This window comes from Micromonospora sp. CNZ322 (assembly GCF_007827755.1).
The window spans coordinates 63,977-80,484 of the sequence record NZ_VITD01000003.1 but is presented as its reverse complement, the minus strand read 5'-3'; the positions used below and the strand labels follow the sequence as shown (position 1 = coordinate 80,484).

General features: G+C 70.1%; 12 protein-coding genes and 1 pseudogene. 5 read left to right on the top strand and 8 right to left on the bottom strand.

Features of this window, described 5'->3' with window-relative positions:
• The first annotated feature begins 462 nt into the window (after positions 1-462).
• On the top strand, positions 463-1,170 hold the full coding sequence (locus FB453_RS08945; RefSeq protein WP_112583776.1) for a M23 family metallopeptidase: 708 nt from the start codon (positions 463-465) through the stop codon (positions 1,168-1,170).
• Between the two features lie 273 nt (positions 1,171-1,443).
• On the top strand, positions 1,444-2,214 hold the full coding sequence (locus tag FB453_RS08940) for a M23 family metallopeptidase (RefSeq protein ID WP_145789074.1): 771 nt from the start codon (positions 1,444-1,446) through the stop codon (positions 2,212-2,214).
• A gap of 96 nt (positions 2,215-2,310) precedes the next feature.
• On the opposite strand, the gene pcrA is transcribed toward FB453_RS08940, so the two are convergent.
• On the bottom strand, positions 2,311-4,716 hold the full coding sequence (gene pcrA, locus FB453_RS08935; RefSeq protein ID WP_145789072.1) for a DNA helicase PcrA: 2,406 nt from the start codon (positions 4,714-4,716) through the stop codon (positions 2,311-2,313).
• A gap of 300 nt (positions 4,717-5,016) precedes the next feature.
• Between pcrA and FB453_RS08930 the strand changes: the two genes are divergently transcribed.
• Positions 5,017-5,406 (top strand): chorismate mutase, encoded by a 390-nt coding sequence (locus tag FB453_RS08930; RefSeq protein WP_112583779.1) that lies wholly within the window; start codon positions 5,017-5,019, stop codon positions 5,404-5,406.
• Between the two features lie 150 nt (positions 5,407-5,556).
• On the opposite strand, the gene FB453_RS08925 is transcribed toward FB453_RS08930, so the two are convergent.
• The 7 genes from FB453_RS08925 to FB453_RS08895 form a co-directional block, all read right to left on the bottom strand.
• The gene (locus FB453_RS08925; RefSeq protein ID WP_124822695.1) at positions 5,557-6,570 is read right to left on the bottom strand and encodes an ABC transporter ATP-binding protein; all 1,014 of its coding nucleotides are present in this window, start codon (positions 6,568-6,570) and stop codon (positions 5,557-5,559) included.
• Positions 6,563-7,591, bottom strand: a complete 1,029-nt coding sequence (locus FB453_RS08920; protein WP_091406372.1) for an ABC transporter ATP-binding protein — start codon at positions 7,589-7,591, stop codon at positions 6,563-6,565. Before FB453_RS08920 ends, FB453_RS08925 begins: the two co-directional genes overlap by 8 nt.
• A gap of 26 nt (positions 7,592-7,617) precedes the next feature.
• On the bottom strand, positions 7,618-8,586 hold the full coding sequence (locus tag FB453_RS08915) for an ABC transporter permease (protein ID WP_091406374.1): 969 nt from the start codon (positions 8,584-8,586) through the stop codon (positions 7,618-7,620).
• Positions 8,579-9,505 carry an ABC transporter permease gene (locus FB453_RS08910; protein WP_091406376.1) on the bottom strand — a complete coding sequence of 309 codons (927 nt, stop codon included), beginning with the start codon at positions 9,503-9,505 and terminating at the stop codon, positions 8,579-8,581. Before FB453_RS08910 ends, FB453_RS08915 begins: the two co-directional genes overlap by 8 nt.
• Before the next feature lie 148 nt (positions 9,506-9,653).
• Entirely contained in the window at positions 9,654-11,294 is a 1,641-nt protein-coding gene (locus FB453_RS08905) for an ABC transporter substrate-binding protein (RefSeq protein ID WP_145789070.1), read from the bottom strand.
• Between the two features lie 580 nt (positions 11,295-11,874).
• Positions 11,875-12,561 (bottom strand): response regulator, encoded by a 687-nt coding sequence (locus FB453_RS08900; protein WP_030337843.1) that lies wholly within the window; start codon positions 12,559-12,561, stop codon positions 11,875-11,877.
• Between the two features lie 2 nt (positions 12,562-12,563).
• Positions 12,564-13,829, bottom strand: a complete 1,266-nt coding sequence (locus FB453_RS08895) for an ATP-binding protein (protein WP_112584545.1) — start codon at positions 13,827-13,829, stop codon at positions 12,564-12,566.
• Between the two features lie 155 nt (positions 13,830-13,984).
• Between FB453_RS08895 and FB453_RS08890 the strand changes: the two genes are divergently transcribed.
• Complete coding sequence (locus FB453_RS08890; RefSeq protein ID WP_486480217.1) at positions 13,985-15,778, top strand: PspC domain-containing protein; 1,794 nt, start codon at positions 13,985-13,987, stop codon at positions 15,776-15,778.
• Positions 15,775-16,023: pseudogene (locus FB453_RS08885) on the top strand (hypothetical protein); the annotation flags it as partial. The gene FB453_RS08890 and the pseudogene FB453_RS08885, both read left to right, overlap by 4 nt.
• Positions 16,024-16,508 lie beyond the last annotated feature (485 nt).

The window sequence follows — 16,508 nt, the reverse complement described above, 5'->3', positions numbered from 1 at the left end:
ACCGCCTTCACCTTAACGAACGGTAACCCGGCGGGCCCGGCCCGGGAAATCCGGGCTCTGCCACCGGCCGTTACCCGGCGTGTCCACCGCGCAACCCGGAAGAGGTGCGGCCGCGCGCAATCCGGGCTTCGGAGTCGCGGCACCGCTGGCAGGACTGTGGACACATCCCGGCGCCGTTCGGAGTCAAGCCGGACGACTCCGCCGGAACGGTCACGCTCGGCGACGAACGGGCAGCGACGGGGGCACCGTTCGGCGTCGCGATGCATGACAATCAGGGACGCAAACGGACAGATCGACACGCCAATTTTTCGGTCTAGCTTGTGACTCGCCTGGCGGTTGGCTAACGTGTCCACGGTTGTCATCAGGTCCATGGACGGGTGACGACGCGGTCAGCGGACGTTTCACTGGAGCTTCAGGGGACGCCCACCGGCCGCTTCGGAACCCCGACAACGGAGGGTGTGCGTGCGCCAGCGCCTGTCGTCTGAGCCCGATCGATATCGCGGTCGCCGCCGCGTACCCACCCCACCCCGCAGCCGTTACGCCGCTGTCGTCACCACCGCGTTCGTCGGTGCCGGCATCGTGGCCCTCGGCGCGAGCGCCCTGCCGGACGCCAAGGACGTCAGCCCGACGGTCCTCGACGAGCTCAAGCAGGCGTCGGTCACCAGCCAGGACGCCGCGGCCCGTGCGGACAACGCCGACCGCGCCTCCCGGGACAGCCGCAGCAAGGACAGCGCCGAGCGCGAGGTCTGGCTGCTGCCGCTGCAGGGCTACGACTTCAACTCCCCGTACGGGCTCCGCTGGGGCAAGATGCACACCGGCGTCGACCTCGTCGCCGGCGAGGGCACTCCCTACGTGGCGATCCACGACGGGTTGGTCACCAAGGCCGGCTGGTTCGGCGGGTACGGCAACGCGGTGATCGTCCAGCACGCCGACGGCAGCGAGGCCATCTACGGCCACTCCTCCGCGGTGAGCGTCAAGGAAGGCCAGCAGATCAAGGCGGGCGACCAGCTCGGCCTCGTGGGTCAGACCGGCCACGCGTACGGCACCCACCTGCACCTGGAGATCCATGTCAAGGGGCAGCCGATCGACCCGGTGCCGTTCCTCCAGGAGCGCGGAGTGGACATCAAGCTGCAAATCGAGGCAATCTACAGCGAGGTAGCCGCCGGCTGACGTTGCGTAACGACCGTTGACCGCCCGGCTCTGTCGATCCGGGCGGTTTTTCGTTGCCTCGGCCGAGCGGATGTATCCCGGGTCACATCGGCGATTGTGATGGGCGACACCACCCAGCATGATCACTTTTCTGGATAGAGCGCCGTAGAGCGGGTCATATCCGGGCAGCCATCACTTCGCCCGCCGCCCGGTCACCCGGTCCCCGCGCCCACCCCGGCTCGGCCCGACACCAGTATTTCGAGGTCAAGTGCCCCTCGACTGTGAAGGTCCGCCGTGCAGGAAGACAGCCCCGTCCAGAACGAGAACACCCCCGACGCCCCCCACACCGAGCAGCCGCAGCGCGCTCCCCGGCGGAACCGCCTCATCGTGCTCAGCGCCGCCATCCTGGTGGCCCTCGGCCTCGGCGGCGTCGCGGTCGCCACCACCGGCGGCGACCACCCGGCACCCGCCGCCGTCTCCCTCGACACCCAGGCCCGGGCCGAGGGTGCGAGCCGGGCCGACCGCTCGGTCCGTGAGTCGAGCACCCCGGTCGCCCCCTCGCTGAGCCCGACGCCCAGCCCGTCGGCGATCAGCACCAGCCCGGCCCCCGCGAAGACGGCCGCCGCGAAGGCCAAGCCGAAGCCGAAGAAGACCACCAGGCCCACACCCGCCTGGGTCGACCCGATGCCGGGCGCAGCCGTCACGTCCTGCTACGGGCAGCGCTGGGGCACCCTGCACGCCGGTATCGACCTGGCGCTGCCCTCCGGTACTCCGATCCACGCAGCGGCCGCCGGCACCGTGACCCAGGCCGGCGACGCCTCCGACGGGTACGGCAACTCCGTCTTCATCGACCACGGCAACGGCTACCTGACCCACTACGCCCACCAGAGCCGCATCGCTGTCAGCGTCGGCCAGAAGGTGAAGGCCGGCCAGGTCATCGGCTACGAGGGCGCCACCGGCGATGCCACCGGCCCGCACCTGCACTTCGAGGTGCACCAGGGCATGTGGAACCAGATCGACCCGGCCCCGTTCATGCGGGCCCACGGCGTCGACCTGGGCTGCTGAGGCAACATCCCCGCGCGGTCCGGGCGCAACAGCAGGGAAGGAGGGGCCTGAGGCCCTTCCTTCCCTGCTTCGGTGCGATGGTGCGGGCGCGCCGGGTCAGAGCTTGTCGACCGGGGCGTGCCGGAGCACCAGCCACATGGTCTGGTCGCCGAAGTCGATCTGCGCGCGGGCACCCGGGCCGTGCCCCTCGACGGCGAGCACCCGCCCCAACCCGTACCGCTGATGGTTGACCCGGTCGCCCGCGGACACCTTCGGCCCCTGCGGCAGCTCACTGGCTGTGGTCAGCCGGCTGGCGTCCACGCCGAGCCGCTGCGCCAGCTGGGCTGCCTTCGGCGTCCCCCCGGTGAAGTTGCCACGCGCGCCGGGCGCGCGGTCCGCGCGGCCACCGACGCCGCCGCCCCCGCCAGCCCACGAGGTGTACGACCCTTCGGTGCGCTCCCAGTGCACCAACTCGGTCGGCAGCTCCTCCAGGAAGCGTGACGGCGGGTTGTAGGACGGCTGCCCCCACGCCGAGCGGGTCACCGCCCGGGACATGTAGAGCCGCTGTCGGGCACGGGTGATGCCGACGTACGCCAGCCGGCGCTCCTCCTCCAACTCGCGGGTGTCGCCCAGCGAGCGCAGGTGCGGGAAGACGCCGTCCTCCAGCCCGGTCAGGAAGACCACCGGGAATTCCAGTCCCTTGGCGGTGTGCAGCGTCATCAGGGTGACCACGCCCTGGTGGTCGGGGTCGTCGGAGGGGATCTGGTCGGCGTCGGCGACCAGCGCCACCTGCTCCAGGAAGCCGGCCAGGGTGGCCCGCTCCCCCTCCTCGCCCAGCGCCTCGATCCGCTCGGTGTACTCGCGGGCGACGCTGACCAGCTCCTGGAGGTTGTCCACCCGGCCGGCGTCCTGCGGGTCGAGGCTTTCCTCCAGCTCGGTGAGGTAGCCGGAGCGGGTCAGCAGCGCCTCCAGCACCTCCTCCGGGGTGCCGGTCTCGGCCAACTCGCGGGCGCCGTCGAGCAGCGCCACGAAGTCCCCGATGCCGTTGGCCGCCCGACTGGAGATGCCCGGCGCCTCCCGGGCCCGGCGCAACGCCGCGCCGAAGGAGATCCGGTCGCGGCTGGAGAGCGCCTCGACACACGCCTCGGCGCGGTCGCCGATGCCCCGGCGCGGGGTGTTGAGCACTCGCCGCAGGCTCACCGTGTCGTCGTCGTTGACCACCGAACGCAGGTACGCCAGGGCGTCGCGGACCTCCTTGCGCTCGTAGAAGCGCACCCCGCCGACCACCTTGTAGGGCAGGCCGACCCGGATGAACACCTCCTCGAAGACGCGGGACTGCGCATTGGTGCGGTAGAAGACGGCGACGTCGCCGGGGCGGGTCTCGTCGGCGTCGACCAACCGGTCGATCTCCCGGGCCACCCAGTCGGCCTCGGCGTGCTCGGTGTCGGCCACGTAGCCGACGATCTGCTCGCCGGCGCCGGCCTCGCTCCACAGCCGCTTGGGTTTGCGGGAGGTGTTGCGGTCGATCACCGCGTTGGCCGCGTTGAGGATGGTCTGGGTGGAGCGGTAGTTCTGCTCCAGCAGGATCGTCCGCGCGTCGGTGAAGTCCCGTTCGAACTCCAGGATGTTGCGGATCGTCGCACCCCGGAACGCGTAGATCGACTGGTCGGCGTCGCCGACCACGCACAGCTCGGCGGGCTCCAGCCCGTCGGTGCCGGAGACCAGCTCCTTGATCAGGACGTACTGGGCGTGGTTGGTGTCCTGGTACTCGTCGACCAGCACGTGCCGGAACCGTCGGCGGTAGCTCTCCGCGACGTGCGGGTGGGACTGGAGCAGGTGCACCGTGGTCATGATCAGGTCGTCGAAGTCCAGGGCGTGTGCCTCACGCAGCCGACGCTGGTAGAGCGTGTACGCCTCGGCCAGCGCCCGCTCGTTGGGCCCGGTGGCCCGCGCCGCGAACTGCTCCGGATCGACCAGCTCGTTCTTGAGGTTGGAGACCTGGGCGGCCAGGCCACGCGCCGGGTAGCGCTTCGGGTCGAGATCCAGCTCGCGGGTCACCAACTGCATCAGCCGGCGGGAGTCGTCCGCGTCGTAGATCGAGAACGTCGACTTGAGCCCGGCGTGCTCGTGCTCGGCACGCAGGATCCGCACGCAGGCCGAGTGGAACGTCGACACCCACATCAGGCGGGCCCGGGGGCCCACCAGCGCGGCGACGCGCTCTTTCATCTCGCCGGCGGCCTTGTTGGTGAAGGTGATCGCGATGATCTCACCGGGGTGCACGTCCCGAGCGGCGAGCAGGTAGGCGATCCGGTGCGTGAGCACCCGGGTCTTGCCGGACCCGGCGCCGGCCACGATCAGCAGCGGCGAGCCTGCATGGCTGACGGCGTCGCGCTGCGGCCCGTTCAGCCCGGCGAGCAGCTGCTGCGGATCGAGACGCGCGGCAGCCGCCCCGGGTCGGTGCGGGCGGGCCGGCGCGGACTCCGGCGCAGGCAGGGACGCGGGGATGTCGAAGAGAGGATGCATCGCCCGACAAGTCTATGCCGCCGGCCCGACACTTCCCGACGGCGCGCACCACCACCCGACACGCCCACCGGCGGCAAAGTGCCCTTCGCGACGCGGATTGCTTGCGCACCCGGCAACGACGTGGGCATACTCGACGGCGTGATCGCTGCGCGCTTCTACTTTTACTATGGCACCGGGAGTCCGGCTGCCGTAGGTCGCGCCTGATCGATTCAGACCTGCTAAAGCCCCGGGCTCCTGGAGTCCGGGGCTTTTTCCGTCCCAGGTTCCGGGCACCGGGCACCACACTGCGAGAGGTACCCGATGATGACAAACGTGATGGAGCAGAGCGGCAGCCCGATCCGACCGGGGCAGCCGGCAGCGCAGGGGGCTGAGCCGGCGGTGGCCACACCAGCGACGGGTGCGGACGCCGAGCCGGCCGAGCAGCAGACCGGCACCGAGGAGCCGTCCGCCTCGGCGCGGATCGTGCAGATCAGGGAACGGATCGACGAGATCGACCACGCGTTGATCACGCTCTGGCAGGAGCGGGCCGCGTTGTCCCAGGAGGTCGGGGTGACCCGGATGGCGTCCGGTGGGACCCGCCTGGTGCTCTCCCGGGAACGGGAGATCCTGGAGCGTTTCCGTGTCGCGCTCGGTGCCGACGGCACCCAGCTGGCCCTGCTGCTGCTCCGCGCGGGCCGCGGCCCGCTGTGAGCCGCCTCAGCCCGCGCTGAACCGGGCCACGGCTTCCCTGTGCTTGCTGACGCCTCCTGGGCGGCCAGGCGCCGCGCGGCCGATCCGGGTCACTGACAGACGAAACCGCCTGCCGTCGTCGTGGTGACGGCGGCAGGCGGTTTCGGTGACTCACACCTCGTGGGTGGCGACGATCTCGCGCTTCTCCGCGAAGTGGCAGGCGCTCGGGTGGTCCGAGTCCCGTCGGATCTCCAGCAGCGGGACCTGCTCGGCGCAGACGTCCTGCGCCTTCCAGCAGCGGGTCCGGAACCGGCAGCCCGAGGGCGGGCTGATCGGCGACGGCACGTCACCCGTGAGCCGGATGATCGTCTTGTTGTTCCGCTGGGTCGGGTCCGGCACGGGCACCGCGGAGAGCAGCGCCTGGGTGTACGGGTGGGTCGGTCGCTCGTAGATCTCGTCCTCGGTGCCGATCTCGACGATCTTGCCGAGGTACATCACCGCGACCCGGTCCGAGAGGTGGCGGACCACCGACAGGTCGTGCGCGATGAAGACGTACGAGAGGCCGAACTCGCCCTGCAACTGCTCCAGCAGGTTCATGACCTGGGCCTGGATGGAGACGTCCAGCGCCGACACCGGCTCGTCGCAGACGATGATCTCGGGTCGCAGCGCGAGCGCGCGGGCGATGCCGATGCGCTGACGCTGACCGCCGGAGAACTGGTGCGGGTACCGGTTGATGTGCTCCGGGTTGAGCCCGACCAGGTCGAGCAGTTCGCGGACCTTGGCCCGGCGGCTGCCCTTCGGCGCCACCTCCGGGTGGATCTCGAACGGCTCACCGAGCAGGTCGCCGACGGTCATCCGCGGGTTCAGCGAGGTGTACGGGTCCTGCATGACCAGCTGGATCTGCCGGCGGAGGCGTCGCAGCGCCCCACCGGACAGCTTCGAGATGTCCTGGCCCTTGTAGACCACGTTGCCGGCGGTCGGCTTCTCCAGGTTCATCAGCACCCGGGCGAGCGTCGACTTGCCGCAGCCGGACTCGCCGACCACACCGAGCGTCTCACCGGCGCGCAGACCGAACGAGACCCCGTCGACCGCCTTGACCTGACCGACGGTCTTCTTGAACACCACGCCCTGGGTGACGGGGTAGTGCTTGACCAGGTCATTGACCTCGAGGATGTTCTCAGACACGGTTCACAAGCTCCTCGGCGAAGTGGCAGGCGCTGGCCCGGGCGGGGCCGACCTGCAGCAGCGGCGGGACCTTCTCCCGGCACACCGGCTGAGCCATCGGGCACCGCGGGTTGAACGGGCAGCCCGGCGGGATGTTCATCAGGTTCGGCGGGAGGCCCTTGATCGTCCGGAGCTGCTGCCCCTTCTCGTCGAGGCGCGGGATCGAGTCGATCAGACCCAGCGTGTACGGGTGCGCCGGCTTGGCGTACAGCTCGTACACGTCTGCTTCCTCGACGATCCGGCCCGCGTACATGACCGCGATCCGGTCCGCGACGTCGGCGACCACACCGAGGTCGTGGGTGATCAGGATCATGCCCATCTGCCGCTCGCGCTGAAGCTCGGCCAGCAGGTCCATGATCTGGGCCTGCACTGTCACGTCGAGAGCGGTGGTCGGCTCGTCCGCGATCAGCACCTCGGGGTCGAGCGCCAGCGACATCGCGATCATCGCGCGCTGCCGCATACCGCCGGAGAACTGGTGCGGGTAGTTGTTGAACCGACCCTTGGCGTTCGGGATCTTGACCTGGTCGAGCATGTCGATCGCGCGCTTCTTGGCCTCCGCGCGGCCCATGCCCCGCCGGACCCGGAACTGCTCGGCGATCTGGAACCCGACGGTGAAGACGGGGTTCAGCGCGGAGAGCGCGTCCTGGAAGATCATCGCGATGCCCTCGCCGCGGATGCGGCGCCGCTCCTCGTCGGACATGCGGAGCATGTCCTTGCCGTGGAAGCGGACCTGCCCACCGGTGACGAAGCCGGGCGGCGTGTCGAGGATGCCCATGATGGTCTGCGCCGTGACGCTCTTACCGGAGCCGGACTCGCCGAGCACGGCGAGGGTCTCCCCCGCGTCGACGTGGTACGTGACCCCGTTGATGACCTTTGCGACGCCGTCCCGGGTACGGAACTCCACCCGCAGGTCGTCGACCTCGAGCAGGCGGCCGGAGGGACGCCCGGACCCGCCGGGTCCCGGCGCTGACTGCTCGGACACGAGAATGTCGGACAACTGGATCTCCCCTAGCGGAGTTTCGGATCGAGGGCCTCGCGGACCGACTCACCGAGCATCACGAAGCTCAGCACTGCGGTGACGAGGAACGCGGCGGGGAAGAACACCAGCCCCGGCGCGACCCGGACGAACTGCTGCCCATCACTGATCATGATGCCCCAGGACACCACCGGCGACTTCAGACCGACGCCCAGGAACGACAGGGTGGCCTCGGCGCCGATGAACGAGCCGACCATGATCGTGCCGTAGACCAGCAGCGGGGCCAGGCAGTTCGGCAGCAGGTGCTTGAGGATGATCCGGCCGGTGCCGGCACCCAACGCGCGGGCCGCCACGATGTAGTCGGCCTCCTTGGTGGCGAGCACCGAGGAGCGCATCAGCCGCATCACGACCGGCCAGCTCAGCACGATCAGTGACGCGATCACCAGGCCCATGATCTGGGCCTTGCTGTTGCCGGCGCCCGACCCGTTGAAGGTCGTCAGGATGACGATCGCGCCGAGCACGAAGGGCAGACCGAAGAAGACGTCGGCGATCCGGCTGAGCAGCGCGTCCACCCAGCCACCGCGGTAACCGGAGATGATGCCCATGGTTCCGCCGATGAGCAGGGTGCCCATCACGGAGAGCACGGCGACCACGATGGAGGCCCGTGCGCCGTAGATGACCCGGGCGTAGACGTCGCGGCCCTGCACGTCGTAGCCGAACCAGCCATTGGCGGACGGCTTGTCGAGGCTGCGGGACAGCGAGCCGTTGACCGCGTCGCCCGGGGCGAACAGCGCCGGGAAGGCCGCCATCAACAGGAAGATCACGATCAGCGTGGCCGAGATCCAGAACAGCGGCTTGCGCCGCAGATCCCGCCAGGCGTCGGCGAGAAGGCCGCGCGGCTTCTCGTTGCTCTGCGGCTGGCCCGCGGTGGCGGGTGCGGCGGAGTCGGTGGGGTGTGCGCCAGGGGTACTGACGATCGATGCGGTACTCGGGTCACTCATAACGGATCCTCGGGTCCAGGGCGGCGTAGAGCAGGTCAACCAGCAGGTTCATCACGAGATAGACCAGCACCAGGACGACCACGATTCCTACCACCGTGGCGCTTTCCTTGGTGATGATCGCCCGGAAGACCTGGCGGCCGATTCCGTTGATGCCGAAGATTCCCTCGGTGACGATCGCGCCACCCATCAGGGCACCGAGGTCGGTACCGAGCAGGGTCACCACCGGGATGAGCGAGTTGCGCAGCAGGTGCACGCCGACCACCCGGCGCATCGGCAGGCCCTTGGCGATGGCGGTGCGCACGTAGTCGGCGCGACGGTTCTCCGCGATGCTCGTTCGTGCCACCCGGGCGATGTACGCCACCGACGCGCTGCCCAGCACGAAGCCCGGCACGATCAGCTCGGACCACCGCATCTCGGAGGAGACGGTCGGCTTGATGATGCCCCACTGCACACCCAGCAGCCACTGCAGCACGAAGCCGACCACGAAGACCGGCAGCGCGATCAGGAAGAGGGTGGAGACCAGGACCAGGTTGTCCAGGAAGCCGTTACGCCGCAGACCGCTGAGCACGCCGGCGCCAAGGCCGATGATCGCCTCGATGGCGAGCGCCACGAGGGCCAGCTTCAGGGTGTTCGGGTACGAAGTCAGGATGATGTCGCTGATCTCGCGCTGCGAGAACGTCTGACCGAAGTCGCCCTGGAGCAGGTTCTTCATGTAGTTGGCGTACTGCACGAAGACGTTCTGGTCGAGGTGGTACTTCTCGGTCATGAAGGCGATGTACTGGTCCGGGCAGCGACGCTCACCGCACTTGCCGGCGAACGGATCGCCCGGAACGGCCCAGACGAGCCAGTAGATCAGGAACGTCGTACCGATGAAGACCGGCACGAGTTGGAGCAGCCGTCTCAACAGATAACGGCCCATGGGGTGGTCCTCCAGACAGGGGGCGCGTCGGACGGCCGACACGGTGGTGACAACGTGCGAGTGGAGTGTTGTAACACCCAATCGCGGAACGGCCCCGGGTCGGGCTCACCGGATGTGGCGAGCCCGACCCGGGGTCAGACCGTTCGGATCAGAGCTCGACCGAGGTGATGTCGATCTCGCCGACGTTGTTCAGCTCGAGCTTCTTGATCTTCTCCGAGTGGCCGGACTGCTGACCGTAGAAGTAGACCGGGATGCTCGGGACGTCCTGGTCGACCTTCTCGACCGCCTTGGCGAACGCCTCGTGCGAGGCCTCCAGGCTCGGGGCGCCGCTGGCCTGCTTGGCAAGGGCGTCGACCTCGGGGTTGCTGTAGAGGCCGTCGTTCGAGGAGCCGTTGGTGATGAACAGCGGGTTGACCCAGTTCTCGACGTCCGGGTAGTCCTGCTGCCAGGCAGCGCGGTACGGGCCGGTCATCTTGTGGGCGTTGATGTTCTGGCGGAACACCGCGAAGGTCGGCACACCCTCGGCCCGAGCGTTGATGTTGAGGTTGGTCTTGACCTGCTGCGCGACGGCGTCCATCCAGTCCTTGTGGGCGGAGTCCGCGTTGTAGTAGAAGACCATCTCACCGCTGAAGCCACCGGCCTCGGCGAGCAGCTGCTTGGCCGTGGTCGGGTCGAACTTGCAGGCGGTGCAGTTGCCCGGCTTGGCGCCCGGGGTCAGCGGGTTCGCCCAGCTGTCGGCCGGCTTGCGGGTGCCGAAGAAGATCTTGTCCGAGATCTCCTGCCGGTTGACCGCCAGCGAGACGGCACGACGCAGCTTCGGGTTCTGGAAGCGCTTGTCGTAGATCGGGAACGCGATGAACGCGGTCGACGGCGTGACGGTCGAGCGGCCCCGGTCACCGAGGTCGGTCTTCCACTTGTCACCGGCGAGCGCCGAGGTGGGGACAACCTCCATGAAGTCGAGGTTGTTCGCCAGCAGATCGGCGTAGGCGGCGTTGTCGTCCTGGTACAGCTTGACGTCGACGTCCTTGACCTTCATCTTGTCGCGAAGGTTGTAGTCGTCGAAGCGCGTCAGCTTGATGAGGGAGTTGTCCTCCCAGGACACGAACTTCACCGGGCCGTTGCCGATCGGCTTGTTCTTGCCGAACTCTTCCGGCTTCATGGTGAAGAACACGTCCGGCAGCGGCATGAAGGCGCTGTAGCCGAGCTTGGTCGGGAAGACCGCGGTCGGCGCCGCCAGGGTGACCTCGAAGGTCTGCTCGTCGATGACCTTCAGGCCGGACAGCTTGTCGGCCGTCGGCGTCGGGGCCTTCTTCGGGCCGTCCGCGCCATCCGGGTCCGTGGTGTAGGTCTGGTCGAAGCCCGCGATGTCCGCGAAGAAGGTGCCGTTCTGCGCGCCGTTCGGCGAGTAGGCGGCCCAGTTCCAGGCGTCGACGAAGTTCTTCGCCTTGACCTCGGTACCGTCGTGGAACTTGGTACCGGCCTTGATCTTGATCGTGAAGACCTTGGAGTCCGTGGTGTTGATGGACTCCGCCAGCGCGTTACGCGGGGCCCCACCGTCGTTCGGGTACTCGACCAGGCCGGTCCACATCCAGTCGATGATCTTGCCGCCACCGGTCTCCGTGGTGTTCGACGGGACCAGCGGGTTCTCCGGCTGGACGCCGTGAACAACGATCGAGCCGTCCGCGCTGGCGGCAGTATCGCCGTCGCCGCCGCTCGAGCAACCGCTCGCGACAAGCGCGGCAGCCGCGCTGAGCGCGATAGCGCTCGTCGCCCGCTTCGAGACTCTCATTCCGAGGGGCCTCCTCTTTCTAACCAGGTTCCGTCGTGGGTTTCACGCACGTTTGGGGGTGACACCGCCCGACCACCCCGGGGCGCGGGTCGCCGGGACCACAGGGAAGTTGGGGACACCCCTGATGTTCCGATCCGCCGGGCTCCCCCACCAACGACGCTTGACACGACGCAATCGACACAGCCACGGGCCGCCGAGATCGGCGGAATCGTGGTCGTGGGGCGTACGGAGTGCCACACACCGATGGTGAGGTGCTGCCACTGTGACACCCACTGGCCTCTTCCGTGAAGGTGCCGTTATCAAGCCGTTAGTTGCCCGCCACGTTGCCGATACTTGAAAAATGATCATAAAACGCCCGACGCGGGCAGCACTGAGCAGGAAATACGTTGCGCCACCCGACCAGCCAGCCTCGGCCCGTGCGCGAGCCCCGAGGTCACGCGAGCCCGGCGGGACGTCTGTCACCGCTCACGTTTCGACCCATCCGGATGAGGGCCCCTACGGCTACCCGGACACGATCACCGGCCGGGCGTACGAGGGCGCGCCGGACGTTTCTCTGATCCTCGTCGGTGCCGACGCGCCGTCACACGAGGCGGCGATCCGCCGCCCAACGGGAGAGTTCGTAGCGGTTGGACATCTGAAGCTTGCGCAGCACGTTCGACACGTGCGTCTCCACCGTCTTGATGGAGATGAAGAGCTCCTTGGCGATCTCCTTGTACGCGTACCCCCGGGCCAGCAGCCGCAGCACCTCACGCTCACGGTTGGTGAGCTGGTCCAGCTCCGGGTCGGCCACCGGTGCGTCCGGCCGGGCCGCGAAGGCGTCCAGCACGAACCCGGCCAGCCGTGGGCTGAACACCGCGTCCCCGTCGGCCACGCGACGGATCGCGGCAGCCAGCTCGTCCGGGGAGATGGTCTTGGTGACGTACCCGCGGGCACCGGCACGGATCAGCCCGATCACGTCCTCCGCCGCGTCGGAGACGCTCAACGCGAGGAACTTGACCTGCGGGTGCGTACGCCGCATCGCCTCCAGCACCGCGCGACCGCCGCCGTCGGGCATGTGCACGTCGAGCAGCACCACGTCGGGGCCGACGGCGGCGATCCGGGTGACCGCCTCGGCCACCGTGCTCGCCTCGCCCACCACCTCGACGTGGGCGCCCAACTCCGCGCGCACCCCGGCTCGGAACATGGCGTGGTCGTCCACCAGGAACACCCGCAGCCGCTCGGGGCGGGCATCCGCCGGGTCGAGGTGCTCGGTCGACTGCTCGGCCATGGTCATCTGTTCCTCTCCGCTGCGGACGAGTCCCGGGAGATCGGCAGGATCAACCGGACCTCGGTCCCCTCCCCCGGGCCGGACCGTATTTCGGCCCGTCCGCCGTGCCGCTTCATCCGCCCGATGATCGAGCCGCGTACGCCGTGCCGGTGGTCCTCCACGGTATCCGGATCGAAGCCCTTCCCCCGGTCCCGGACGAAGACACTGACCTGATCCGGTTCCACCTCGGCGTAGAGCGACACGGTCTGCACGCCGGCGTGCCGGGCCGCGTTCACCAACGCCTCCCGCGCGGCCGCGACCAGCGCGCCGACCTTCTCGTCGGTCTCCCGGTCCCCCACCACCACCGTCTCCACGCTGATCGCGAAGGTGTCCTCGACCTCGGCCGCGGCCTGTTCCAGAGCGGCGGCGAAGCGCTCGCTCGGCGAAGCGGTCGGCTTGTAGAGCCAGTTGCGCAGCGAGCGCTCCTGCCCCCGGGCAAGCCGCTGCACCGTCTTGACGTCGCCGGCGTTGCGCTGGATCAGTGCCAACGTGTGCAGCACCTGGTCGTGCACCATCGCGGCCAGCTCGGCCCGCTCCTGCTCGCGGATGCGCCCCTCGCGCTCCGAGCGGAGCTGGCTGTACGTCCGCCAGAGCACCGGCGCGGCGACCACGCCGACGCCCGCCAGCCCGACCAACGCGAAGATCACGCCATTGATCACCGCGTCGAAGTTCTGTGCCGGTGAGTAGACGGCCGCGACGCCGATGATGCCGACCGCGACCAGCACTCCCCCGCCGATGAACCGCAGCACGAAGGCCCGCCGGTCGCTCTCCTCGACGACCGCGCCGAGCCAGGGCACCGGCATCGCGTCGCCCCACTGTCGCCGCCGCTCGGGCGCGGACTGGTGCCAGATGACCCCGGCGCCGACCGCGATGATGGCCACCAACCAACCGGCAGTGCCCGCCGCGCCGACCGAGTCGAAGACCATCACCTGGATCAACAGGACACCGAGCCCGATCCCCACGAACGGCAGGAGTTGGGCGACGTCCCGCCGGGGCGGCACCGCGGTGTCGCCGGGGCGCAGCGGCACCACCGCCCAGAAGGCCGCGTAGAGCAGCAGGCCGAGCCCGCTGAGCCCGAGCAGGACCATGAACGCGACGCGCACCCGCAGCACCGAGATGCCGAGATGGTCGGCGATACCGGCGGCGACGCCGGCGGCCATCCGGTGCTCCGGGGCGCGGTAGAGGCGCGGGGGCGGGGTCACGATGCTGATCGGAGGCTCCCTGGTCACGGTGGCGGACAGGTCGAGGTCGGTGACTCGATCGTCACACGCTGCGGCGTCCGCGACCACGGGGACGCCCCCGACATTCCGGCCGCCGGATCTCAGGGTGGGGTCAGGGTCGGGTCCTGAGGTCGTTCGGGTGGACCGGGCAGCAGGATCGAAGCATGACCGAGGAAGCTGCCCCGCCGCCCCGACCGGGGTCGGCACAGCCGGGCGGTTCAGCACCGCCCCCGCCCACCACCACGCCCACCGAATGGACCGAGCCCAGCACGTTCGGTCCGCACGCTGGCACCGACGCGACCGCCGGCACCGCGCCCGGCGAGCCGGCCGACGGATACGCGCCGCCCACGGCGGGCTACGGCCCAGGCCCGGGGTTCGCGGCGGGCACCGGCTACGGTCCGGGCGGCACGCCACAGGGGCCGGGTGGTCCCGGTCCGTCCGCGCCGCCACCGCCGCTGGGCGGCACCGGCTTCACCTCGCGGTACGGGCTGGTCCGGCCGCGCGAGGGGCGGTATCTGGCCGGCGTCTGCGCGGCGATCGGGCGCGCCACCAACACCGATCCGGTGCTCTGGCGGGTGCTGCTCGCGGTGCTCGGGTTCTTCGGGGGCATCGGCATCCTGGTGTACGTCGCCGCCTGGCTGATCATCCCGAACGAGGGCGACACCGCGTCCCCCGTCGAGTCCATGCTCGGTCGTGGTCGCTCCAGCATGTCCCCGGTGACGGTGATCGTCCTGGGCATCCTGGTCGCGGCGAGCTTCGCGTACATCGTCACCGACGCCTTCCGCGCGGTGCTGCTCGGCGCGGCCATCCTGGTCGCCGGCGCGCTCCTGCTCAACCGGGACGGCCGCAATCCACGGCCGGGCACCCCGGCTGGTCCGCCGCCCGCCGCGCCGTCCGGCAACCCGGCGGGTCCGGTCGTCCCACCGGTGACCTGGCCCGCACCGTCGTACGGCGCGGCCCCGTCGACCGGCCCGGCGGCGACGCCGCCGATGTTCGGTACCGGTCCGGGGTACGCCACCGCGACGACGGGGGCGACGCCCACCGTCACCATCCCGGCGTACGACGCGCCGCCGACCAGCGCGACGCAGCCGGTGTCCGGGGTCGGCCCAGTGTCCGGGCAACCGGCCGGCACGACGGCTGCCCAGCCCGGCTGGCCGAGCACCGCCATGCCCAGCGCCGGCTGGCCGTCGGCACCGGTGAGCAGCACACCCGCTGCCCCGGCCGGCTATCCGACCGCCCCGCCGCCCTCCGGTTACCGCCCCCCGTTCGCGCCGCACGGCCCGTACGCTTCGCCGACCCCGGCCGCGCCTCCTCCGCCCAAGCCGCCGAAGCCGCCGAAGCGCCCCAAGGAGCGGTCGCCGCTCGGCGCGGTGACCTTCTCGCTGATCTTCCTGGTGCTCGGTCTGGTCGCCCTGCTCGACCTGCTGGACGTCTTCGCCATCAGCGCCTCGGCGTACTTCGCGGCCGCGCTGGCCACGATCGCGCTGGGCCTGCTGGTCGGCACGTGGTTCGGGCGGGCCCGCTGGCTCATCGCGCTCGGTCTGGTGACCGCGGCGGCGCTGGGCACGGCGACCGTCGCCGAGTCCTACGACCGGATCCGGGGGGTCGACGGCGCGGTGACCTGGGCGCCCACCGACTACCGCGACCTGGCGGACCGGTACGAGAACAGCTTCGGTGACGCCGTGCTCGACCTGCGCGGGATCGACTTCGCGAAACGGGACAGCCAGGTGACAGTGGCCGTCAACTTCGGCCAGGCGACGGTCGTCGTGCCGCCGAACGTGGACGTCACCACAGTGGCCGACGTCAACGCGGGTGACGCCACCGTCTTCGGCAACCGCTCCGGCGGGCTGGACGGCCGCCTGCGGGAGTCCACCGACGTCGGCGCGGACGGGCCCGGCGGCGGGACCCTGCGCCTCTACATCCATGTCAATGCCGGCAACCTGGAGGTGACCCGGTGAAGGCTCACCGCACGGATCTGGTGTCGTTCGCTTTCGGGCTCGTGTTCCTGGCGCTGTCCGCCTGGTGGCTGCTCGCCCAACTGCTCGGGCTCGCGCTGCCGCCGGTCGGCTGGTTCCTGGCCGGCGCACTCATCCTGATCGGGGTCTTCGGGCTGGTCGGCGCGTTGCGCTCGGGTCGACCGAACCAGCCGGAGCCGATTGCCGAGGCCGGTGCCGCCGAGGCGGTCGCTCCCGTCTCCGGCACGTCCGTCTCCGGCGCACCCGTCTCCGGTGCCGCCACGGCGACGTCCGGCGCGGCCCTGCCGGTCTGGGAAGCCGAACGGTCCACCTGGGACACTCCCTCCTCGGCCCCGACGCTCATCTCGGACCCGACGCCCTCCTCGGACCCGACGCTCATCTCGGACCGGACGTTGGAGACGCCGACCACCGAGGTGCGGGCGCAGGACGTGCCGGCCACCGACGTGATCCACCCGGCCTGGCTGGCACATTCGCCGTCGGAGCCGCCGACCGAGCCCATCCCCGGCCCATCCGGCAACGGAGACGACCAGCCGACCATCGGGAACCTCGCCCGCCCGGCCTCGTCCGAGGGGGACGAGCCGACCCGGTCCGACCAACCGGTCGAGGCCACCGGCGACCAGCCGGGTGCCGAGCGGGAGGGCCCGCGTAGGGAAGCGTGACCTCGGGGCACCCGTCCGCGTCGGTCCACCGCATCCCCACGGCGGTGCGGCCG